This is a genomic window from Microbacterium sp. NPDC058342, assembly GCF_042723935.1.
Lineage (GTDB): Bacteria > Actinomycetota > Actinomycetes > Actinomycetales > Microbacteriaceae > Microbacterium.
Map to the genome: position 1 here is coordinate 2,019,739 of NZ_JBHXID010000001.1, position 18,254 is coordinate 2,037,992.

At 70.0% G+C, this 18,254-nt stretch carries 16 protein-coding genes; 3 read left to right on the top strand and 13 right to left on the bottom strand.

Annotated features, from left to right (window positions below; all coding sequences use genetic code 11):
- Positions 1 to 129 precede the first annotated feature (129 nt).
- From ACFWHT_RS09475 to ACFWHT_RS09530, 12 genes are all read right to left on the bottom strand, one after another.
- The gene (locus ACFWHT_RS09475; protein WP_378827668.1) at positions 130 to 1,143 is read right to left on the bottom strand and encodes an FtsQ-type POTRA domain-containing protein; all 1,014 of its coding nucleotides are present in this window, start codon (positions 1,141 to 1,143) and stop codon (positions 130 to 132) included.
- Positions 1,144 to 1,146: 3 nt separating this feature from the next.
- Positions 1,147 to 2,547 (bottom strand): UDP-N-acetylmuramate--L-alanine ligase, encoded by a 1,401-nt coding sequence (gene murC / locus ACFWHT_RS09480; RefSeq protein ID WP_378827671.1) that lies wholly within the window; start codon positions 2,545 to 2,547, stop codon positions 1,147 to 1,149.
- A 12-nt stretch (positions 2,548 to 2,559) separates the two neighbouring features.
- Positions 2,560 to 3,633 (bottom strand): glycosyltransferase, encoded by a 1,074-nt coding sequence (locus tag ACFWHT_RS09485; RefSeq protein WP_378827673.1) that lies wholly within the window; start codon positions 3,631 to 3,633, stop codon positions 2,560 to 2,562.
- Positions 3,630 to 4,844: a putative lipid II flippase FtsW gene (ftsW, locus tag ACFWHT_RS09490; RefSeq protein WP_378827675.1), complete on the bottom strand. Its 1,215-nt coding sequence runs from the start codon at positions 4,842 to 4,844 to the stop codon at positions 3,630 to 3,632. The genes ACFWHT_RS09485 and ftsW overlap by 4 nt, the downstream gene beginning before the upstream one ends.
- Positions 4,813 to 6,345, bottom strand: coding sequence for a UDP-N-acetylmuramoyl-L-alanine--D-glutamate ligase (gene murD, locus ACFWHT_RS09495; RefSeq protein ID WP_378827677.1), 1,533 nt, complete (start codon positions 6,343 to 6,345; stop codon positions 4,813 to 4,815). The genes ftsW and murD overlap by 32 nt, the downstream gene beginning before the upstream one ends.
- A 5-nt stretch (positions 6,346 to 6,350) precedes the next feature.
- Complete coding sequence (mraY, locus tag ACFWHT_RS09500) at positions 6,351 to 7,460, bottom strand: phospho-N-acetylmuramoyl-pentapeptide-transferase (protein ID WP_378827680.1); 1,110 nt, start codon at positions 7,458 to 7,460, stop codon at positions 6,351 to 6,353.
- Complete coding sequence (murF, locus tag ACFWHT_RS09505) at positions 7,457 to 8,869, bottom strand: UDP-N-acetylmuramoyl-tripeptide--D-alanyl-D-alanine ligase (protein WP_378827682.1); 1,413 nt, start codon at positions 8,867 to 8,869, stop codon at positions 7,457 to 7,459. The genes mraY and murF overlap by 4 nt, the downstream gene beginning before the upstream one ends.
- A gap of 30 nt (positions 8,870 to 8,899) precedes the next feature.
- On the bottom strand, positions 8,900 to 10,678 hold the full coding sequence (locus ACFWHT_RS09510) for a peptidoglycan D,D-transpeptidase FtsI family protein (RefSeq protein WP_378827683.1): 1,779 nt from the start codon (positions 10,676 to 10,678) through the stop codon (positions 8,900 to 8,902).
- A gap of 24 nt (positions 10,679 to 10,702) precedes the next feature.
- On the bottom strand, positions 10,703 to 11,281 hold the full coding sequence (locus tag ACFWHT_RS09515; protein WP_378827685.1) for a hypothetical protein: 579 nt from the start codon (positions 11,279 to 11,281) through the stop codon (positions 10,703 to 10,705).
- Positions 11,278 to 12,216 (bottom strand): 16S rRNA (cytosine(1402)-N(4))-methyltransferase RsmH, encoded by a 939-nt coding sequence (gene rsmH, locus ACFWHT_RS09520; RefSeq protein WP_378827687.1) that lies wholly within the window; start codon positions 12,214 to 12,216, stop codon positions 11,278 to 11,280. Before rsmH ends, ACFWHT_RS09515 begins: the two co-directional genes overlap by 4 nt.
- Before the next feature lie 98 nt (positions 12,217 to 12,314).
- On the bottom strand, positions 12,315 to 12,746 hold the full coding sequence (gene mraZ, locus ACFWHT_RS09525; RefSeq protein ID WP_378827689.1) for a division/cell wall cluster transcriptional repressor MraZ: 432 nt from the start codon (positions 12,744 to 12,746) through the stop codon (positions 12,315 to 12,317).
- A 238-nt stretch (positions 12,747 to 12,984) separates the two neighbouring features.
- Positions 12,985 to 13,374, bottom strand: a complete 390-nt coding sequence (locus ACFWHT_RS09530; RefSeq protein WP_378827692.1) for a DUF3040 domain-containing protein — start codon at positions 13,372 to 13,374, stop codon at positions 12,985 to 12,987.
- Positions 13,375 to 13,466: 92 nt separating this feature from the next.
- On the opposite strand from ACFWHT_RS09530, the gene ACFWHT_RS09535 reads away from it, so the two are divergent.
- Positions 13,467 to 14,546, top strand: coding sequence for a polyprenyl synthetase family protein (locus ACFWHT_RS09535; protein ID WP_378827970.1), 1,080 nt, complete (start codon positions 13,467 to 13,469; stop codon positions 14,544 to 14,546).
- A gap of 3 nt (positions 14,547 to 14,549) precedes the next feature.
- Here ACFWHT_RS09535 and ACFWHT_RS09540 read toward each other — a convergent pair whose 3' ends face one another.
- A complete protein-coding gene (locus ACFWHT_RS09540) occupies positions 14,550 to 14,894 on the bottom strand; it encodes an Rv2175c family DNA-binding protein (protein ID WP_378827694.1) in 345 nt (114 codons plus the stop codon).
- 146 nt (positions 14,895 to 15,040) lie between these two features.
- On the opposite strand from ACFWHT_RS09540, the gene ACFWHT_RS09545 reads away from it, so the two are divergent.
- Positions 15,041 to 16,225: a LysM peptidoglycan-binding domain-containing protein gene (locus ACFWHT_RS09545; protein ID WP_378827696.1), complete on the top strand. Its 1,185-nt coding sequence runs from the start codon at positions 15,041 to 15,043 to the stop codon at positions 16,223 to 16,225.
- 82 nt (positions 16,226 to 16,307) lie between these two features.
- Positions 16,308 to 18,245, top strand: coding sequence for a Stk1 family PASTA domain-containing Ser/Thr kinase (pknB, locus tag ACFWHT_RS09550; RefSeq protein ID WP_378827698.1), 1,938 nt, complete (start codon positions 16,308 to 16,310; stop codon positions 18,243 to 18,245).
- The last annotated feature ends 9 nt before the right edge of the window (positions 18,246 to 18,254 follow it).

Genomic DNA, 18,254 nt, shown 5'->3' on the forward strand with positions numbered 1-18,254 from the left:
GTTTCCCGGTATTGCGTTCTCGTGATCGACGGTATGCGCAAGCCCGCGCCGATCGCGCAACGACACGGCGTTTCGTCCCGATCTGGCTGCCTGCGGGTGCGACCGGCCGCAGAAGGATCGGGAAGGCGGTCAGCGCACCACCGGGACGGCCGGCGCGGAGACGTCGAAGGTACCCGCCTTCGGAGCGTTCCTGATGAGCGCGACCAGGACCAGCGCCTTCTCGACCGAGTCCTCCTCGCTCCCCCACACGATCCGCTTGCCGTCCGCGAGTGTCAGCGTGACGTCGTCGGTCGAGGTCGCCGCGACCTGCGTGACCTGCGCGCGCAGGTCGGCGGGCAGCGAGCGGATCACCAGGCCCGCGCTGCGGAAGGCCGTCGAATCGGTGCCGCCGGTGATCGACAGCACGGGCTGCCCCTCGGGCCGCTCCGGTGTCGTGGACAGCACGACGCCCGCCGCATCCACGAGGGTGTAGCCGCCGTCGGAGCGGATCACGCCGACCGGCGTGCGCTCGACGATGCGCACCAGCAGTTCATGCGGCGGCCGGGCCTCCAGCGCGTACGACTCGATCATCGGGAACCGCATCAGCGCCGACTTCACCGCGCTCTCGTCGACGAGGGCGAGGGGCGCCCCCTTCTGCCCCTCGAGCGCGGCCTGCACGGCTGCGACGTCGAGGGTCTTCGCCCCCGCCACGGTGATGTCCTGCACGGCGAAGAGCGGGCTGTACGCCGCGACCACGCTCCCCAGCACCAGCGCGAGCACCGCGCCGATCGAGCTCCACCACACGATCCGCCGCCTGCGGGAGCGCTGCGTGAACCGACGGATCTCCGCGCGCAGCGCCCGGCGGCGGGCTCGCGCCGCACGCCACACATCGGCGCTGCGCACCTCGCCCCGCGAAGTCCGGTCGGCGTCGGATGCCGCCTCGACCACGCCGTCCTCGATCACGGCGGTGTCGGCGTCGGCCGATCCCGGGGCGTCCCCGAGCTCCTTGGCGCCCTGAGTACCTCCCCCGACGCCGTCGCCCGGCGCCACGGGCGCGGAATCGCCTTCATCGCCGTCGCGCCGTGGCCGTCGCGCGCGCGGGGCTGCGGACGCGACCTGCTCCGGTTCCTCCGCGGGAGCCGGAAGCGGTGCCGGGCGACGCATGACTCAGGCTCCTGGCGTGCGCCGGAGGGAGTCGAGGACCTGCGGTATCAGCTGGTACACATTGCCGCAGCCGAGGGTCACCACGTAGTCGCCGTCGCGAGCGATCTGCGCGGTGTAGTCGGCGGCCTCCTGCCAGTCGGGCACGTAATGCACCTTCGCGGGGTCGTCGAACGCGCCGCTGACGAGCTCTCCTGTCACACCGGGCACGGGGTCCTCCCGTGCGCCGTAGACGTCGAGCATGACGGTGTGGTCCGCGAGCTCTTCGAGCACCTCGGCGAACTCCCGGTACATGTGCTGCGTGCGCGAGTAGGTGTGCGGCTGCTGGATCGCGATCACGCGGCCCTCACCGGCCACACCGCGCATCGCCTCGAGTGCGGCCCTGACCTCGGTGGGGTGGTGCGAGTAGTCGTCGAACACGTGCACGCCGCGCGCCACACCATGCTGCTCCAGCCGGCGCACGGTTCCCGCGAACCCCTCGAGCGCCCGCGCGGACTCCTCGAGCCCGTGGCCGAGCGTCAGCAGCACCGCGACGATGCCCGCCGCGTTGACCGCGTTGTGGGCGCCGGGCACGGCGAGCCGCATGCGCACGGACTCGCCGGAGTGATGCAGGGTGGCGGATGCACCGCCGGCCGTGTCGATGTCGGAGATCCGCAGGTCGGCGTCCGCGGCCCGCCCGAAGGTGACCACACGACGGTGGCTCAGCGCTGCCCTCACCCGCTGCGCACCGGGGTCGTCGGCCGAGATCACGACCGCTTCCCGGGCGTCGTCTCCGAAGCGGACGAACGCGTCGTAGAACGCGTCCTCCGAACCGAAGAAGTCGAGGTGGTCGGGGTCGACGTTCGTGATCACGGCGACCGATGTGTCGTACAGCAGGAAGGTGCCGTCGGACTCATCGGCCTCGATGACGAACAGCTCGTCCGCGCCGGAGCTGCTCGATGCACCCAGCTGTTCGATGACGCCGCCGTTGACGAAATTCGGATCGGCACCCAGCGCGTGCAGCGCCGTCACCAGCATCCCGGTCGAGGTCGTCTTGCCGTGCGCTCCGGCGACCGAGACGAGACGTCGTCCGCCGATCAGCCAGTGCAGCGCCTGCGAGCGGTGGATCAGGTGCAGGCCGCGCTCCTTCGCGGTGACGAACTCCGGGTTCTCCGGCCAGATCGCTCCGGTGTGGATGACCGCGTCCGCGTCGTGGAGGTGCGCGGCGTCGTGCCCCACGTGCACTGTCGCGCCGGCCGCGGCGAGGGCACGCAGATTGTCGCTGTCGGCGCGGTCGGATCCGGAGACGCGGATGCCCGCATCGAGGAACATCCTGGCGAGTCCGCTCATGCCGGAACCGCCGATTCCGATGAAGTGCGCGGAGGTGATCGTCTCGGGGAGGGGAAGGGTGAGGTCGGGTCTGATCATTTCCGTCCCAGTCTACTTTTCCGCGAGGGCGCGATCGATGAGTGCCACGAGGTCCTCGGTGCCGGTCCGGCTGCCCACCCGCTGCGCCGCCTGTGCCATCTTCGCGATGCGCTCGCGGTCGCCCAGGAGCGGAAGCACCTGCGCGCGCACGGCATCCGCGTCGAAGCCGGCGTCGTCCAGCAGCACCGCGGCTCCCGCTGCGACGGCGGACGCCGCGTTCAGTCGCTGCTCACCGTTGCCGACCGCGTACGGCACGTACAGCGCGGGCAGGCCAAGGGCGCTGATCTCGCTCACCGTCGCCGATCCGGAGCGCGAGACGATGAGGTCGGCGAGGGCGAAGGCGAGGTCCATGCGGTCCACGTAACGGCGCATGGCGTAGCCGGCCTCCCCGGGATCGGGCAGGTCGCTGCGCTCCCCGGTGACGTGCAGCAGCTGCCATCCGGCGGCGAGCACGTCCTTCCACGCGCCGGAGAACGCGTCGTTCAGGCGCTGGGCGCCGAGCGATCCGCCGAAGACGAGCAGCACGGGTCGTTCTGCGTCGAGGCCGAACTCCTCCGCCGCCTCCGTGCGCCGGGCGGCGCGGTCGAGCTCCACGACCTCGCGGCGCAGCGGCATCCCCACCGGTTCGCCCCGCTTGAGCGGCGTCCCGGCGAACGCGACGCCCACTCCCGCGGCCCATCGGGCGCCCAGCACGTTCGCGAGCCCGGGTTTGGCATTGGCCTCGTGCACGACGAACGGCACCTTCTCCCGGCGTGCGGCGACGTACGCCGGGGCGGCCGCGTAGCCGCCGAACCCGACGACCACGTCCACGCGGTGGGCGCGGATGTGGGCGCGGACCTGGGCGATCGCGCGGCGGAAGCGCGCGGGGAATCGGAGGGCGGCGCCGTTCGGCCGTCGCGGGAAGGGCACCTTGTCGACGGTCAGCAACTCGTAGCCGCGGGCCGGCACCAGTCGCGCCTCGAGCCCTTCCCTCGTGCCGAGCACGAGCACCGTGTCACCCTCTCGCTCACGAAGCAGGTCTCCGACGGCGAGCAGCGGATTGACATGGCCGGCGGTCCCGCCGCCGGCCAGAAGGTAGGTCGTCACTTCGACTCGCTCCGCTCGCTCAGCCTCTCGCCCCTGGCGACCCTACCCTTTTCGGATGAGGGGATTGTGCGTGTGAAAGCGAGCAGCACGCCGCACGCCATCATGGCCGACAGCAGCGAGGTGCCGCCCTGCGACATGAACGGCAGCGGCACGCCCATCACCGGGAAGACGCGTACGACGACGCCGATGTTGATGAGCGCCTGTCCGATGATCCAGACGACGATGCCACCGGCGGCGACGCGGACGAACGGGTCCGTCGTCTTGCGGATGATGTGGAAGACGCCGACCGCGAAGCAGCCGAAGAGGACGAGCACCAGCAGGCAGCCGAGCAGGCCCAGCTCCTCGCCCACGATCGCGAAGATGTAGTCGTTGGCGGCGGCGGGCAGCCAGTACTTCTCCTGCGAGTTGCCCAGTCCCACACCGAAGAAGCCGCCGTTCGCCATGCCCCACATGCCGTGCACGGCCTGGTAGCACTCCTTGGTGGGGTCGCACGCCTCGGGGTTGAAGGCGGCGAGGATGCGGTTCATGCGGTTCTCGCTCGTGAGCGCGTACGCGAGCACGGCGGCCATCCCGCCGAGAAGGGGCAGGATGAACAGCCGCAGCTTCGCGCCCGAGAAGAACAGGCAGCCGAGCACGACCAGCACGAGCACCATCACGGTGCCCAGGTCGTCGCCGGCGATGACCGTGCCGATCGCGAGGACGGCGACGGGCACGACGGGGATGAATACCTGATGCCAGGTGCCCAGCCGGGACTGCTTGCGCATCAGGACGAACGCGATCCAGATCGCGAGGGCGAGCTTGAGGAACTCCGAGGGCTGCAGCTGCACGCCCGCGATCTTGATCCAGTTCCTGTTGCCGAACGAGGACACGCCGAGACCCGGGACGAACACGAGCAGCTGGATCAGCACGCCGAGGATCAGCGCGGGCCAGGCGATCTTCTTGAAGAATGCGAGCGGCAGCCGGCTGACGAGGAACATGACGGGAATCCCGACGAGGGCGAAGAAGCCCTGGCGGAGGGCATCCGCGAAAGGAGCGCTCGGGTTGGCGCTCGTCGCGGAGAGCACCATCACGACTCCGAACAGCGTGAGCAGCACCGAGGTCGATGCGATCATCACGAACTCGGTGGAGGGCGGGGCGAACAGCCGTCCCAGCGAGACCCGTGCTGCGAGACCCCTGCCCTCAGCGCGAGGCGGGTGAGCCGTCTGCGTCATCAGCGCTCCCCCGATCGATCCATGCGCGCACCGCCCGGGCGAAGCGCTCTCCGCGGTCCGCATAGCCGGAGAACTGATCGAAGGATGCTGCGGCAGGGGCCAGCAGCACCGTCCCCTCACCGTCGACCATCCCCGTCGCGATCTCCACGACACGGTCCATGACCTCTCCAGTGTCGCCAGGGACCACCTCGAACACGGGAATCTGCGGCGCGTGTCGCCGGAATGCCGCGAGCACCGGCTCGCGATCGACGCCGATGACGATCGCGCCGCCGGCGATGCGTCCGGCGTCCGCGACGAGGTCGGCGAGATCGACGCCCTTGAGGTCGCCGCCGACGACCCAGACGGCACCGGGATGGGCGCGCAGCGAGGACGCCGCGGCGTGCGGGTTGGTGGCCTTCGAGTCGTCGACCCAGGTGATGCCCGCATGCTCCGCGACGACCTGGATGCGGTGCGCGTCGAGCGTGAACTCCTGCAGCGCGTCGTGAATGGCCTCCGGCGTGACGCCGGCCGAGCGCGCCAGCGCCGATGCCGCGAGAATGTTCTGCACCACGTGCGGAGCCGCCAGCCCGGCGGCGCTCAGCTCCGCGACCGTGGTGAGCTCCAGCGCACTGTGACGCCGATCCTCGTGGAAGGCGCGATCGACGACGATGCCGTCGACCACGCCGAGGTCGCTCGGGCCGGGCGTGCCGAGGTCGAAGCCGATGGCGCGAGCGCCCTCGATGACGTCCGCCTCCTCGACCATCCGCCGGGTCGCGGCGTCCGCCTTGTTGTACACGCAGGCCACGCGCGTGTGCCGGTACACGAAGGACTTGGCCTCACGGTAGGCGTCGGCTCCGCCGTGCCACACGAGGTGATCGTCGGCCAGGTTCAGGCAGGTCGCCGAGTACGGCATGAGCTGGCCCGCGGGAGCCGACTGCCCGATGTACCAGAGCTGATGGCTGGAGAGCTCGACGACGAGGACGTCGAAGCCGGCGGGGTCGCGCACGGCGTCGAGCACGGGGACGCCGATGTTGCCGCAGGGCGCCACCCGCAGACCACCGGCCTTCAGCAGGGCCGCCGTGAGCTGCGTCGTGGTGGTCTTGCCGTTGGTGCCCGTGATCAGCATCCACTCGGCCGGAGTTCCGTCGGCGCGCACCACCTTGTCGCGCACGCGCCAGGCGAGCTCCACGTCGCCCCACAGCGGCACGCCCGTCTCCCGGGTCCAGCGGATCACCGGATGCGAAGGCGGGAACCCCGGCGAGGCGAGGACGACGTCGGGCGCGAAGTCGCGGAGCGTCTGCGGCACCTCGTCGAGGGAGCCGAGCTCGAGTCGCGCGCCGATCACGGGCACGAGCCGCGCATACTCCTCGGCCGCGCTCTCCGACAGCACGAGAACCTCCGCCCCGAGCTCGGTGAGGGTGTCGGCTGCGGAGAAGCCCGTCACGGACAGTCCGAGGACTGCGACCCTCAAGCCGGTCCAGTCCGCGTGCCAGCTGGTCAGCTCATCGAGACGTGAAGTCATTCTGCTCAGCCGATCGAGGCCTGGGCGAACCAGTCGACGTAGAAGAGACCCACGGCGGATGCCGCCAGGAGGCCCGCGATGATCCACAACCGCACCACGATGGTCACCTCCTGCCACCCGCGCATCTCGAGATGGTGGTGGAACGGGCTCATCAGGAACAGGCGCTTGCCCCGGGTGATCTTGAAGTACAGCCGCTGCAGGATGACCGAGCCGGAGGACAGCACGAAGATGCCGGCGATCACGAACAGGAGCAGCTCGGTGCGGGTGAGGATCGCCATGGCGGTGATGACGCCGCCGATCGCCATCGAACCGACATCGCCCATGAACACCTTGGCCTTGGGCGCGTTCCACCACAGGAATCCGATGAGCCCGCCCGCGAAGGCCGCGGCGACCGTGGCCAGGTTCAGCGGCTCGCGCACCTCGTAGCATCCGGCCATGGCCATGCCCTCGCCCACGCAGGACTGCTTGAACTGCCAGAACGCGATGAGTCCGTACGAGCCGACGACGAAGACGCCGGCGCCGGCGGCGAGCCCGTCCAGCCCGTCGGTGAGGTTGACGCTGTTCGAGGTCGCGACACCGATCACCGAGATCCAGATGAGGTACAGGATCCAGCCGAGCACCGCACCGAACGCGAACAGGTTCAGCCAGGAGATATCGCGGAAGAGGGAGACGGACCCGCTGGCGGGGGTCTGGCCGAATGAGTTCGGGAAGTTCAGCGCCACGATGCCGAAGGGAATCAGTATCGCGAGCTGTCCGACGATCTTGCGCCAGCCGGAGAGACCGAGGCTGCGCTGGCTGCGCACCTTCATGTAGTCGTCGATGAAGCCGACCGCGCCGAAGCCGACCATCAGCCACAGCACCAGGATCGCCGACAGCGCCGGCGTCGTCCCGCCGAAGAAGGTGCCGGCGAAGTAGCCGACGATCGTGCCGAGGATGAAGATGACACCGCCCATCGTGGGCGTGCCGCGCTTGGCCCCGTGGCTGGGGTTGGCGATGTCCTCGGGGGTGCGGATGACCTGCCCCCAGCCGATCCGGCGGAACCCCTTCAGGAACACCGGAGTCAGGAAGAGCGAGAAGGCGAGCGATATCGCCGTCGCCATAAGCAAGGACCTCACGAGAACAATTCTCCCAGACGATCGCCGAGATGCCGGAGCCCGACGGAGTTGGACGATTTGACGAGCACGCGATCGCCGTCGCGCAGCTCGTTGCGCAGGTACTCGAAGGCGGCGTCCTGATCGGGAAGATGCACCGCCTCGCTGTCCCAGGAGCCCTCGCCCACGGCGGCAAGGTAGAGCCTGCGCGCCTCGGGGCCCACGACGACGATGCGCTGGATGTTCAGGCGCACGGCGAGCAGGCCGATGCGGTCATGCTCCTCTCCCGCGAGCTCCCCGAGTTCGCTCATGGCGCCCAGGACGGCGACGGTGCGCTCGCCGGGAGCGGTGATCTGCGCGAGCGTGCGCAGAGCCGCGGCCATGGAGTCCGGGCTGGCGTTGTAGGCGTCATTGATGATGCGCACGCGCTCGCCGCCCATCGGCTGCATCCGCCAGCGTTCGGCGATCTCGACCGTCTCCAGGCGCGCGACCGCCTCGGCGACCGCGACGCCGAGCACCTCGGCTGCGGCGATCGCGGCGAGGGCGTTGCCGACGTGGTGGGCGCCGAGCACCCGCAGTCGCAGGGGGATGCGCTCCTCGCCGTGCACCACGGTGCTGGACGTGCCGGTGGCCGACACCGCGACGTCCTCGGCGCGCACGTCGGCCTCGGACCCCTGCCCGAAGGAGACGACGCGCATGCCGCGTGCCGTGGCGATGTCCCGCATCGCCCACACGCGCGGATCGTCGAGGTTCAGCACGGCGACCCCGTCGGAGCGGGCCGCCTGCACGAGCTCGGACTTGGCACGTGCCGTCGCCTCGATGCCGCCGAAGCCGCCCGCGTGCGCCAGCCCGACCATGAGCACGACCACGACGTCGGGCTCGACGAGCCCGGCGAGCCGCGCGATGCTGCCGGGTCCGGCCGCCCCGAACTCGCTGACGAGATAGCGAGTGCTCTCGGTGACCCGCAGCATGGTCAGCGGCGCGCCCACCTCGTTGTTGTACGAGCGCACCGGGGCGACGGTCTCGCCTTCTGCCTCGAGGATGCGGGCGAGGAAGTTCTTCGTGGTCGTCTTGCCGTTGGATCCGGTGATCCCGACGATCCGCAGACCGCCTCCCGCGCGCACGCGCGCGACGACCGCGCGTGCGAGGTCGGCCAGAGCCTGAACCGCATCGGCCACGACGATCTGCGACACGGCCGCGTCCACGGGATGCTCCACGACGGCCAGCACGGCGCCCGCCTCGGCGGCGACGCCGACGAAGCGGTGTCCGTCGGTGGTCTCACCGGGCTTGGCGACGAAGATGGAGCCCGTCGTCATCTCCCGCGAGTCGGTGTCGACGGTCCCGTCCACGACGGTGTCCGCCGAGTCCGCGCCGTGCAGGCGCAGCTCTCCGCCCAGGATCTCCGCGATCTCAGCGAGCGACAGCGCGATCATGTGACATCTCCATGCGCGGCGGAACGCCGACTAGTCGAATTTGGGAAGCAGCTCGCCCATGGGCGTGGACGACGGCGCGACGTGATAGGTCTTGAGCACCTGGGTCATCGCCTGCTGGAAGGCCACGGCGGTGGCGGCTGAAGTCCTCATCTTAGTCGGCTCGTCCAGGGTGACCACGACGACGTACTGCGGATCCTCGATGGGAGCGATGCCCACCATGCTGGTGAAGTACACGCCCTTCTTGTAGCCGCCGTTGTTGTCGGTCTTCTGCGCGGAGCCCGTCTTGATGCCGATCCGATAGCCGGGCACCTTGATCGTGTTGGCGTTCCCTCCCTGGACCGCGACGTTCTCCAGCATCCGCTTGACCTGCGCCGCGGTCTCGGGCTTGATGATCTGCTCGCTGTCCGGCGTCGCGCTCTCGTGGACGGTGCCGTCGGCGTCGGTGCACGACTCCACGAGCGACAGGTCGATCTTCTTGCCGTCGTTCGCGAGCGCCTGGTAGGCGCCGGCGAGCTGGGCCGGGGTCACCGTGAAGGCCTGCCCGAAGGTCGTGGTGTAGAGCGTCTGGTTGTCCCACTTGCTCGGGTCGTTGATGAGACCCTTCTGCTCGGCCGGGAAGCCGATCGCCGTCTTCTCCCCCACCCCGAAGCGCTCGAGGTACTCCGCGCGCGTCGCCGGGTCCACCAGGGTGCCGAACTTGGACAGCGACACGTTCGACGAGTCGATCAGCGCGCCCGCGAGAGTGTATTCGTACACGGGGTGCGGGAACGGGTCGTTGATCACCGCGCCGTTGGGAAAGCGCTCGCGGGTGGCCGCGGTCACGTGAGAGCTCGGAGTCGCCTTGCCCTGATCGATGATGGTCGCCGCCGTGATGGCCTTGAACGTCGAGCCCGGCTCGTAGGCGTCCGAGAAGATGTGCGAGCGCCAGTACTCCGAGCTGACGGTGTTGATGTTGTTCGGGTCGACGGAGGGGTACTCGGCGGCCGCGCGGATCTTGCCCGTGCCGACTTCGACGACCGTCACGCTGCCCGCCTTCGCTCCCTGCCGCTTGGCCTCCTCGGCGATCATCTGCTGGAGATACCAGTTCAGGTCGCTGTCGATGGTCAGCTGCACCGAACCGCCGTCGACGGCAGGCACGGTGCGCTCGCTGCCGGGTATGCGCACGCCGCCCTGACCCCGCTTGTAGGTGCTGGAGCCGTCCGTCGCGGCCAGGCACTTCTGCAGCATCCGCTCGACGCCGTACTGGGGCTCGCCCGCGCCGTTCAGGAAGCCGACCAGGTTGCCCGCGACCGCACCGTTGGGATAGACGCGCACCGCTCTGGCCTTGTTGTACACGTAAGCGAGGTTGAGATCTCGCAGTGCGAGGTACTGCTCGGTGGTCAGGCCGTTCTTGAGCTTGGCGTACTGCGAGTAGCGGTTCTTCTCCAGCGCCGATGCGACGATCGCGCGCACTTCGTCACCGGTCATCCCGACGATCTCGGCGATCCTCTCGCTCGCCTCGGCCCACGACAGCTCGGGCTTCTTCTTCGGGTCGGGCTCATCCTCGTAGTCCTGGATCAGCTTGGGGTCGAGCTGCGCGTCGTACACGAACGCGTCCGAGGCCAGCACCGTGCCGTTCTCGTCGACGATGTCGCCCCTCGCACCCGGGATGCTCCGGGTCGAGTCGAGATTCGAGTCGGCGATGTGATCGTCGGCGTGGACCATCTGGATGTCGACGAGGCGGAAGACGAAGGCGGCGAGAACCGTGAGGATCACCGCGAGCGCGACGACCGTGCGCCGTCGCGTTCCGCGCGTTGCTCGTGTGGTCATGCGACGGTCTCCTCCTGGACGGGACTAGCGGGTGGTCGGCGAGGGGAGACCCTCGGTGACGGCCGGGGGCAGTGCGGGGTCGGTGTCCTTCTCGGCGGAGTCTGCGCTCTTCTCGGCGTCCGCCGCCTTCTCGTCCTTCTTCGCGTTCGGCGGCGGGGCGAGCAGCGCGTTGCCGACCTTCGTCGAGCCGTTCGGCGTGACCGTCGAGATCCAGTCGGCGCTCTGTCCCGCGCCGAGGACCTTTCCGTCGCTCAACCGCAGATACGAGGCGGAGCCGGCCACGACGAGGCCGAGACCGTCCGCCTTGCCCGCGAGCGCCTGAGGCGAGCTCAACCCGACGATCTCATCACCCAGCGCCTGCTTCTGCAGGTTCAGCTCGTGCTGCTGGCTGTTGAGGTCTGCCAGCACGAAGGCGTCCTGCGTGGCGGCGAGCGAGATGCCCATCTGGGCGGCCCCGACGGCGAGTGCACCGCCGACGGCGAGCACCGCATAGGCGATCCGCGGCCGCCGGCGTTCGACGGGTGCCGTGACCGGACGCAGGCGCCGCGCGGGCGCAGGGCGCGGCTCGGTGCGGGGCGCGACGCGCGCGTTCAGCAGGCTCATGGCTTCTCCCTGAGCTTCTCGGCGGCGCGCAGGCGCACCGGGATGGCCCGCGGGTTGACGGCCCGCTCCTGCTCGCCGGCGAGCTCGGCGCCCTTGGTGAGCATCCGGAACCGCGGTGCGTGCTCGGGCAGCTCCACCGGCAGTCCTGCGGGGGCGGTCGAGGCGGATGCGGCCGCGAACGCCTGCTTGACCAGGCGGTCCTCGAGCGACTGGTACGCCATGACGGCGATGCGACCGCCGACGAGCAGCGCGTCCATCGCGGAGGGGATGGCGTCCGCCAGCACGCTGAGCTCGGAGTTGACCTCGATGCGCAGCGCCTGGAACACGCGCTTGGCGGGGTGTCCGGCGCGCTGCGCGGCTGCCGGGGTCGCCGCGACCAGGAGGTCCACCAGCTCGCCCGATCGGGTGAGCGGCCGCGTACCCCGCGCTTCGACGATGAACCGTGCGTACCGGCCGGCGAGCTTCTCCTCGCCGTAGCGCTCGAAGATGCGCCGGAGCTGACCTTCGCTGTACTCGGCGAGGATGCTCGCCGCGGTGCGGCCCTTGGTCTGGTCCATCCGCATGTCCAGCGGGGCGTCTTTGGAGTAGGCGAAGCCGCGGTCGGCCTCGTCGAGCTGCAGCGACGAGACGCCCAGATCGAAGAGGATCGCCGAGGCGTCCTGAGCGTGCAGGCCGATCTCGTCGTACACCGTGTGCACGAGTCTCACGCGATCTCCGAAGGGAGCGAGCCGCTCCCCCGCGATCCTCAGGGCGTCGGTGTCGCGGTCGAGGCCGATCAGGCGGATGCTCGGGAACCGCTCGAGGAACGCCTCGGAGTGCCCTCCCATGCCCAGCGTGGCGTCGACGAGCACCGCCCCGTCCTTCTGGAGCGCGGGGGCGAGCAGCTCGATGCAGCGCTCGAGGAGCACCGGTGTGTGGATGTCGCGGAGGCTCATGCTCTTCTATCCCGTGACCTCCGGCTCTGATTCCTCTCCGCTCGACCCGGCACCGGGGAAGTGTGTCGGGGCGAAGCGGCGAGGCATCACAGCCGTGGTCAGAACAATCCGGGAATCACCTCCTGTTCCAGATCTGCGTAGGACTCCTCATTGCTCTCCAGGTATGCGTTCCATGCGGACGCGTCCCAGATCTCGGCGTGGGCGCCGACTCCCGTGACCACCAGTTCCTTCTCCAGGCCCGCGTACTGGCGCAGGTGTGCGGGAAGGGTGATGCGGTTCTGGCTGTCGGGCATCTCGGCGCTGGCGCCGGAGAGGAACAGCCGCAGGAAGTCACGCGCCTGCTTGTTGCTGAGCGGAGCCTGCCGGATGCGCTCGTGCATCGCCTCGAACTCGGCGGTGCTGAACACGTAGAGACAGCGCTCCTGCCCTCGGGTGACGACGATGCCGCCCGCGAGATCCTCTCGGAACTTCGCAGGAAGGATCACACGGCCCTTGTCGTCGAGCTTCGGCGTGTGAGTCCCCAGCAACATCGGCCATCACCCCCTCTGCGTCCGGCCAACTCGAGGTGCACACCACTTTACTCCACTTCCCTCCACTTTCCTACGAACATTCCGCGGCTTTCTCAGCCATCTCCCGGCTGGATACACGAAAACCCCCGTGATCCTGCGGGATCACGGGGGTGGAGCGTGGTGGAGGGAAAGTGGAGGATCCGCCCAGACAACAGAAAAGCCCGGATGCAGGGCATCCGGGCTTCGCGTGCGGGTCAGATCAGCGTTCGTCCTGTCGGCGGTCCCACCGGTCGTTCATGCGATCCATGAACGAGGTGTCGCGCGGCTTCGGGCCGCGCGGCCGGGCATCCGGCGCCTCGGTGGACGACGCGCGGCGCACGGGCGTGAAGGCGAGCATCGCACCGCCCAGCATGGCGAGGAAGGCGACGACGCCCAGGATGATGCTGCCCACCGGACCCAGCCGGTCGCCGGTCGCGACCGCTGCGACGAGCCCGCCGACCCCGACGAGCAGGAGCAGCGCACCGTAGATCAGATTGCGGTAGCTGAGTGCACGGTCGCCGGACGGCGCGGTGACGACGTCGGCATCGTGCTGAAGGAGATGGCGTTCCATCTCGTCGAGCATGCGCTGCTCTTGTTCGGAAAGAGGCATCTCCAACCCCCTCGGTTCGGTCTCTCCACTCTACCCGCGCCCGGGGCGGGCGGCTAGCCGAAGGCCGTCGATTTCCTGCATCTAGGCTGGGAATCGTGCTCTCCTCCTCCGTTGCCGACGCCGTGGCCTCGCGACTGACCGCCTTCCTCGCCAGAATGCGCTCCGAGAGCGAGGAGTACGGGACCGACGCCGCCGCATTCATCGACACCGCCGGTTCGACTCTCACCGGCGGCAAACGGCTGCGCGCGCGGTTCTGCCACGCCGGCTGGAGTGCCGCCTCGCCCGCGGCCGGCGCCGACCGGCAGGCCCTGTGGGGACTGTGCGCCGCCCTGGAGATCTTCCAGTCCGCCGCGCTCGTGCACGACGACCTGATCGACAACTCCGACACCAGACGAGGACGTCCGGCCGCACACCGCGCCTTGCAGAGCTCGCATCGGGATGCCGGATGGCACGGTGACGCGGAGGCGTTCGGACGCTCGGCTGCGGTGCTCCTCGGCGACCTGCTCGTCGCCTGGAGCGACGACCTGCTCGAGGAGGCGCTTGTCGGGCATCCGCATGCCGCGGCGACCCGGGCGGAGTACGCGCGCATGCGTCGCGACGTGACCGTCGGGCAGCTGCTCGACATCGCCGAGGAGTCCGCGTGGGGCGTGCATCCTCCCGAGGCGCTGCTGGAGCGCGCCCTGCGGGTGGCGTCTTTGAAGTCCGCCCGCTACAGCGTCGTCGAGCCGCTGCTGCTGGGCGCGACCCTGGCCGGGGCGGATGCGGCGCTCCTCGCGCATCTGCGCGCCTTCGGACATCCGGTCGGGATGGCCTTCCAGCTTCGCGACGACCTGCTCGGCGTCTTCGGCGACCCCGAGCTGACGGGCAAGCCGGCGGGCGACGATCTGAGAGAGGGCAAGCGCACTGCGCTGATCGCCCTCGCCAGGGCGCAGCTGTCCGCGCCCGAGCGCACCGCTCTGGATTCCGCGCTGGGCGACCCGGGGCTCTCGGCGGCCGCGGTGCACGAGCTGCAGGGTCTCATCGGCCGGACCGGCGCCCCCCGGGAACTGGAGCGGATGATCGCGCAGTACACCGCCGAGGCCGAGGCCGCGCTGGACGCGGCCGATCTCCTTCCGGATGCGACCGCGGAGCTGCGCGCGCTGGGCCTGGCGGCGATCAGCCGATCCGCCTGAGGCTCAGGCGAGAGCTCGCGCGACCCGCCGCACCTCGCTCTTGTGGCCCTCGAGCAGCGCGGCGATCGGCGTGCGTCCCAGAGACTCCTCCTCGGCGAGCAGCCAGTCGATGACCTCGTCGTCGTCGAACCCGGCGTCCTGCAGGGCGATGACGGTGCCGCGCAGCGATGCGAGCGGTCGTCCGTCCACGATGAACACCGCGGGCACGGCGAGGGGGCCGTTGCGGCGGGAGCCGATCAGGTAGTGCTCGTCGATGAGCCGGCGCACCCGGCCGGTGGTCTCGCCGAGCGACTCGGCCAGTTCGGGAAGCGTCAGCCAGGCGGAGGGATCAGAGGCGTTCTCAGGCACCCCTCCACTATCTCATCCGCGAGCCTTCGATTCCCCGTCCGCGAGCCTCCGGCCGCCGACCGAACAACATCAGTCACACCAGTAACTTCTGTTGACAACTCTTTACAACCGTGTCAGCGTGTCATGAGCACGACAGGGGGAAACTCATGGATACTCGCTCCACTCACGCCAGGGCCGTCCGCGTCACCGCACCCGCTGCGGTCGTCGGTGCGCTCGCCGCCGTGCTGACCGCGGCACCCGCTGAAGCCGCTGAGCCCCGGCGCACGGATCCGATGCCCGCTCGCGTGCAGCCGCAGCTCGCTCCGACGCGGACCGCGACCGTCCACCACGCCACCGCGAGGTCCACGTCGTACGTGGTCAGGCCCGGAGACACCGTCTCCGGCATCGCGATCCGCCACGGGCTGCGCCCTGCCGACGTGCTCTCCTGGAACGGACTGGGCTGGCGCTCCGTGATCTATCCGGGTCAGACGCTGCGACTCACGGCGACCGCGAAGCCGGCGGCCCAGCCCACCGCGAAGCCGGCGGCGACGCCCTCCGCCGCGGCGAAGACGCACACGGTGGTGCGCGGCGACACCGTGTACGCCATCGCGCGCGCCTACGGCACGACCGTGGCCAAGATGATCGCCGCGAACGGCCTGGGCCGCACCGCCCTGATCCATCCCGGTCAGAAGCTCAGGATCGGCGCATCGGCGCAGGCTTCGAAGCCCGCCTCCGGCGGCTCGTCGGCGCCCGCACCGGCGGCCGCGACAGCCAAGCCGACCTCGCACCGAGTCGTCGCCGGAGACACGCTCTTCGCGATCGCCAAGAAGTACGGCACGACCGTGGCCGCGCTCCTGGACGCCAACGGACTGGGCAACGGCAGCATCATCTATCCGGGTCAGAGCCTCCGCCTCGCTCCCGCCGGGCCCGCGCAGCGCTCCGCGAACCTCGACGCCACCCAGCGGGCGCACGCCGTGCACATCATCCGGGTCGGACGCGAACTCGGCGTGCCCGACCGCGGCATCGCCATCGCGCTGGCCACCGCCATGGTCGAGTCCTCGATGCGCAATCTCGATCACGGCGACCGCGACTCGCTCGGCCTCTTCCAGCAGCGACCGAGCCAGGGCTGGGGCACCGCGAAGCAGATCCTGAACGCCGACCGCAGCATCCGCGTGTTCTACGGCGGACCGAAGGATCCCAACGGCGGCAGCAGCCGCGGCCTGCTGGACATCCCCGGATGGCAGAGCCGCCCGTTCACGGACGCCGCGCAGGCCGTGCAGATCTCGGCCTTCCCGAACCGCTACGGCCAGTGGGAGCAGCAGGCCAACCGCTGGCTCGCAACCCTGCGATGACGGCCGAGTCGTCATCGGATCGAAACCTGGGGTGGGTGCGCCGTTGCCGGGCCTCACAGCAGGTTCTTCATAGACTCGTCCCGTGAGCACTCCGCAGGCCGACCCTCTCATCGGGCGGCTTGTCGACGGCCGATACCGGGTGCGCGCGCGCATCGCGCGCGGCGGCATGGCGACCGTGTACGTCGCGACGGACATGCGCCTGGAGCGGCGGATCGCCCTGAAGGTGATGCACGCCCACCTCAGCGACGACTCGGCGTTCCAGAGCCGCTTCATCCAGGAGGCGCGTTCAGCGGCGCGCCTCGCCGACCCGCACGTCGTCAACGTCTTCGACCAGGGCCAGGACGGCGAGCTCGCCTACCTCGTCATGGAGTACCTGCCCGGCATCACCCTGCGCGAGCTGATGCGGGAGCAGAAGCGCCTCACGGTCGCGCAGACGATCACGATCATGGACGCGATCCTGTCGGGTCTCGCCGCCGCGCACCGCGCCGGCATCGTGCACCGCGACGTCAAGCCCGAGAACGTGCTGCTCGCCGAGGACGGACGCATCAAGATCGGCGACTTCGGGCTCGCGCGGGCGACCACCGCGAACACCGCGACGGGCGCTCAGCTGCTCGGCACCATCGCCTACCTCGCTCCCGAACTCGTCACCCGCGGTACGGCGGATGCCCGCAGCGACATCTACGCGCTCGGGATCATGCTCTACGAGATGCTCGTGGGCGAGCAGCCCTACAAGGGCGAGCAGCCCATGCAGATCGCCTTCCAGCACGCGACGGAGCAGGTGCCACGGCCCAGCGTGCGCAACCCCGGCGTGCCCGAGCAGCTCGATGAACTGGTGCTGTGGGCCACCGACAAGTCCCCCGACGAGCGGCCGCTGAACGCGCAGGAGATGCTCGACAGGCTGCGCGAGATCGAGCGGGAGCTCGGCGTCACGCCGGTGCCCACGGCCACGACCGCGTCGTCCGGGGATCACGACTCCGGCGCCGTCACCAAGATCCTCCCGGGCACCCCGGTGATCTCCAATCCCACCGTCGCCGTGGCGGCCGAGGCCGACAACGGCTCGCGGCTTCGGCGGCGAACCGCCCGCCGGCGCGCACGCGGCGCACTGCTCCTCTCCCTCGTGATGCTGCTGGCCGTCGCCGCAGGAGGCGCGGGCTGGTGGTTCGGCTCGGGCCCCGGCTCCCTCATCGCGGTGCCCCAGGTCGCCGGCATGACCACGGCGGATGCCGAGAGCGCCGTCTCCGCGGAGGGGCTGGAGCCCACCACGACGACGAAGAGCTCGATCGAGGTTCCCGCGGGCGAGGTCATCGATTCGGATCCCGCTGCGGGTGAGCGCGTCGAGAAGGAGAGCACGGTCACCCTCATCGTCTCCTCCGGCCCGGCTCAGCACACGCTCGGCACACTCAGCGGCCTGACCGAGGACGAGGCCCGCGAGACGCTGACGGCCAACAACGTCGAGGTGTCCGACGAGGTGCAGGAGTACTTCGCCAAGCTCGACCGGGGCCTCGTGCTGAACGTGCGGATCACTCCCCGCGCCGGCGGGGAGGCCTACGCGTGCGGAGACGGCTGCGACGTGTTCGAGGCGGACAGCGCGCTGATCCAGCTCTCGCTCGGACCGGTTCCCAGCGTGGTCGGAAAGTCGCTCGCCGATGCCGAGCAGATCCTCGGCGACGCCCGGCTCAAGATCGGCGACAGGAACGAGGAATGGAGCGATACCGTCGCCAAGGGCAGCGTGATCGCGCAGGCGACGGAGCGCCCCGGCGGCGGCAGCTGGCGTCCGGGGGACGCGGTGTCGCTGACGGTCTCGAAGGGACCTCAGCCCGTCGACGTCCCGAAGGTCGTGGGCCTGACCCTCAAGGAGGCGAAGGCGAAGATCGAGGGTGCCGGACTGCGGGCGGAGTACCCGGCGTGGGGCGATCTGCCCGGCTTCGCCGACATGGCCGCGGTCGTGGACCAGAAGCCCGACAGCGGCACGCTGCCCAAGGGCGGCACCGTCACGCTGACGATCCAGCTGAAGGGCTGATCCGCTCCG

Excerpts from the sequence above, each read along its gene's own strand:
- murC (WP_378827671.1), bottom strand. The coding sequence starts at position 2,547 with ATGATCAGACCCGACCTCACCCTTCCCCTCCCCGAGACGATCACCTCC.
- ACFWHT_RS09545 (WP_378827696.1), top strand. The coding sequence starts at position 15,041 with ATGGATACTCGCTCCACTCACGCCAGGGCCGTCCGCGTCACCGCACCC.
- ACFWHT_RS09515 (WP_378827685.1), bottom strand. The coding sequence starts at position 11,281 with ATGAGCCTGCTGAACGCGCGCGTCGCGCCCCGCACCGAGCCGCGCCCT.
- ACFWHT_RS09475 (WP_378827668.1), bottom strand. The coding sequence starts at position 1,143 with ATGCGTCGCCCGGCACCGCTTCCGGCTCCCGCGGAGGAACCGGAGCAG.
- mraZ (WP_378827689.1), bottom strand. The coding sequence starts at position 12,746 with ATGTTGCTGGGGACTCACACGCCGAAGCTCGACGACAAGGGCCGTGTG.
- ACFWHT_RS09530 (WP_378827692.1), bottom strand. The coding sequence starts at position 13,374 with ATGCCTCTTTCCGAACAAGAGCAGCGCATGCTCGACGAGATGGAACGC.
- ftsW (WP_378827675.1), bottom strand. The coding sequence starts at position 4,844 with ATGACGCAGACGGCTCACCCGCCTCGCGCTGAGGGCAGGGGTCTCGCA.
- ACFWHT_RS09510 (WP_378827683.1), bottom strand. The coding sequence starts at position 10,678 with ATGACCACACGAGCAACGCGCGGAACGCGACGGCGCACGGTCGTCGCG.
- murD (WP_378827677.1), bottom strand. The coding sequence starts at position 6,345 with ATGACTTCACGTCTCGATGAGCTGACCAGCTGGCACGCGGACTGGACC.
- rsmH (WP_378827687.1), bottom strand. The coding sequence starts at position 12,216 with ATGAGCCTCCGCGACATCCACACACCGGTGCTCCTCGAGCGCTGCATC.
- murF (WP_378827682.1), bottom strand. The coding sequence starts at position 8,869 with ATGATCGCGCTGTCGCTCGCTGAGATCGCGGAGATCCTGGGCGGAGAG.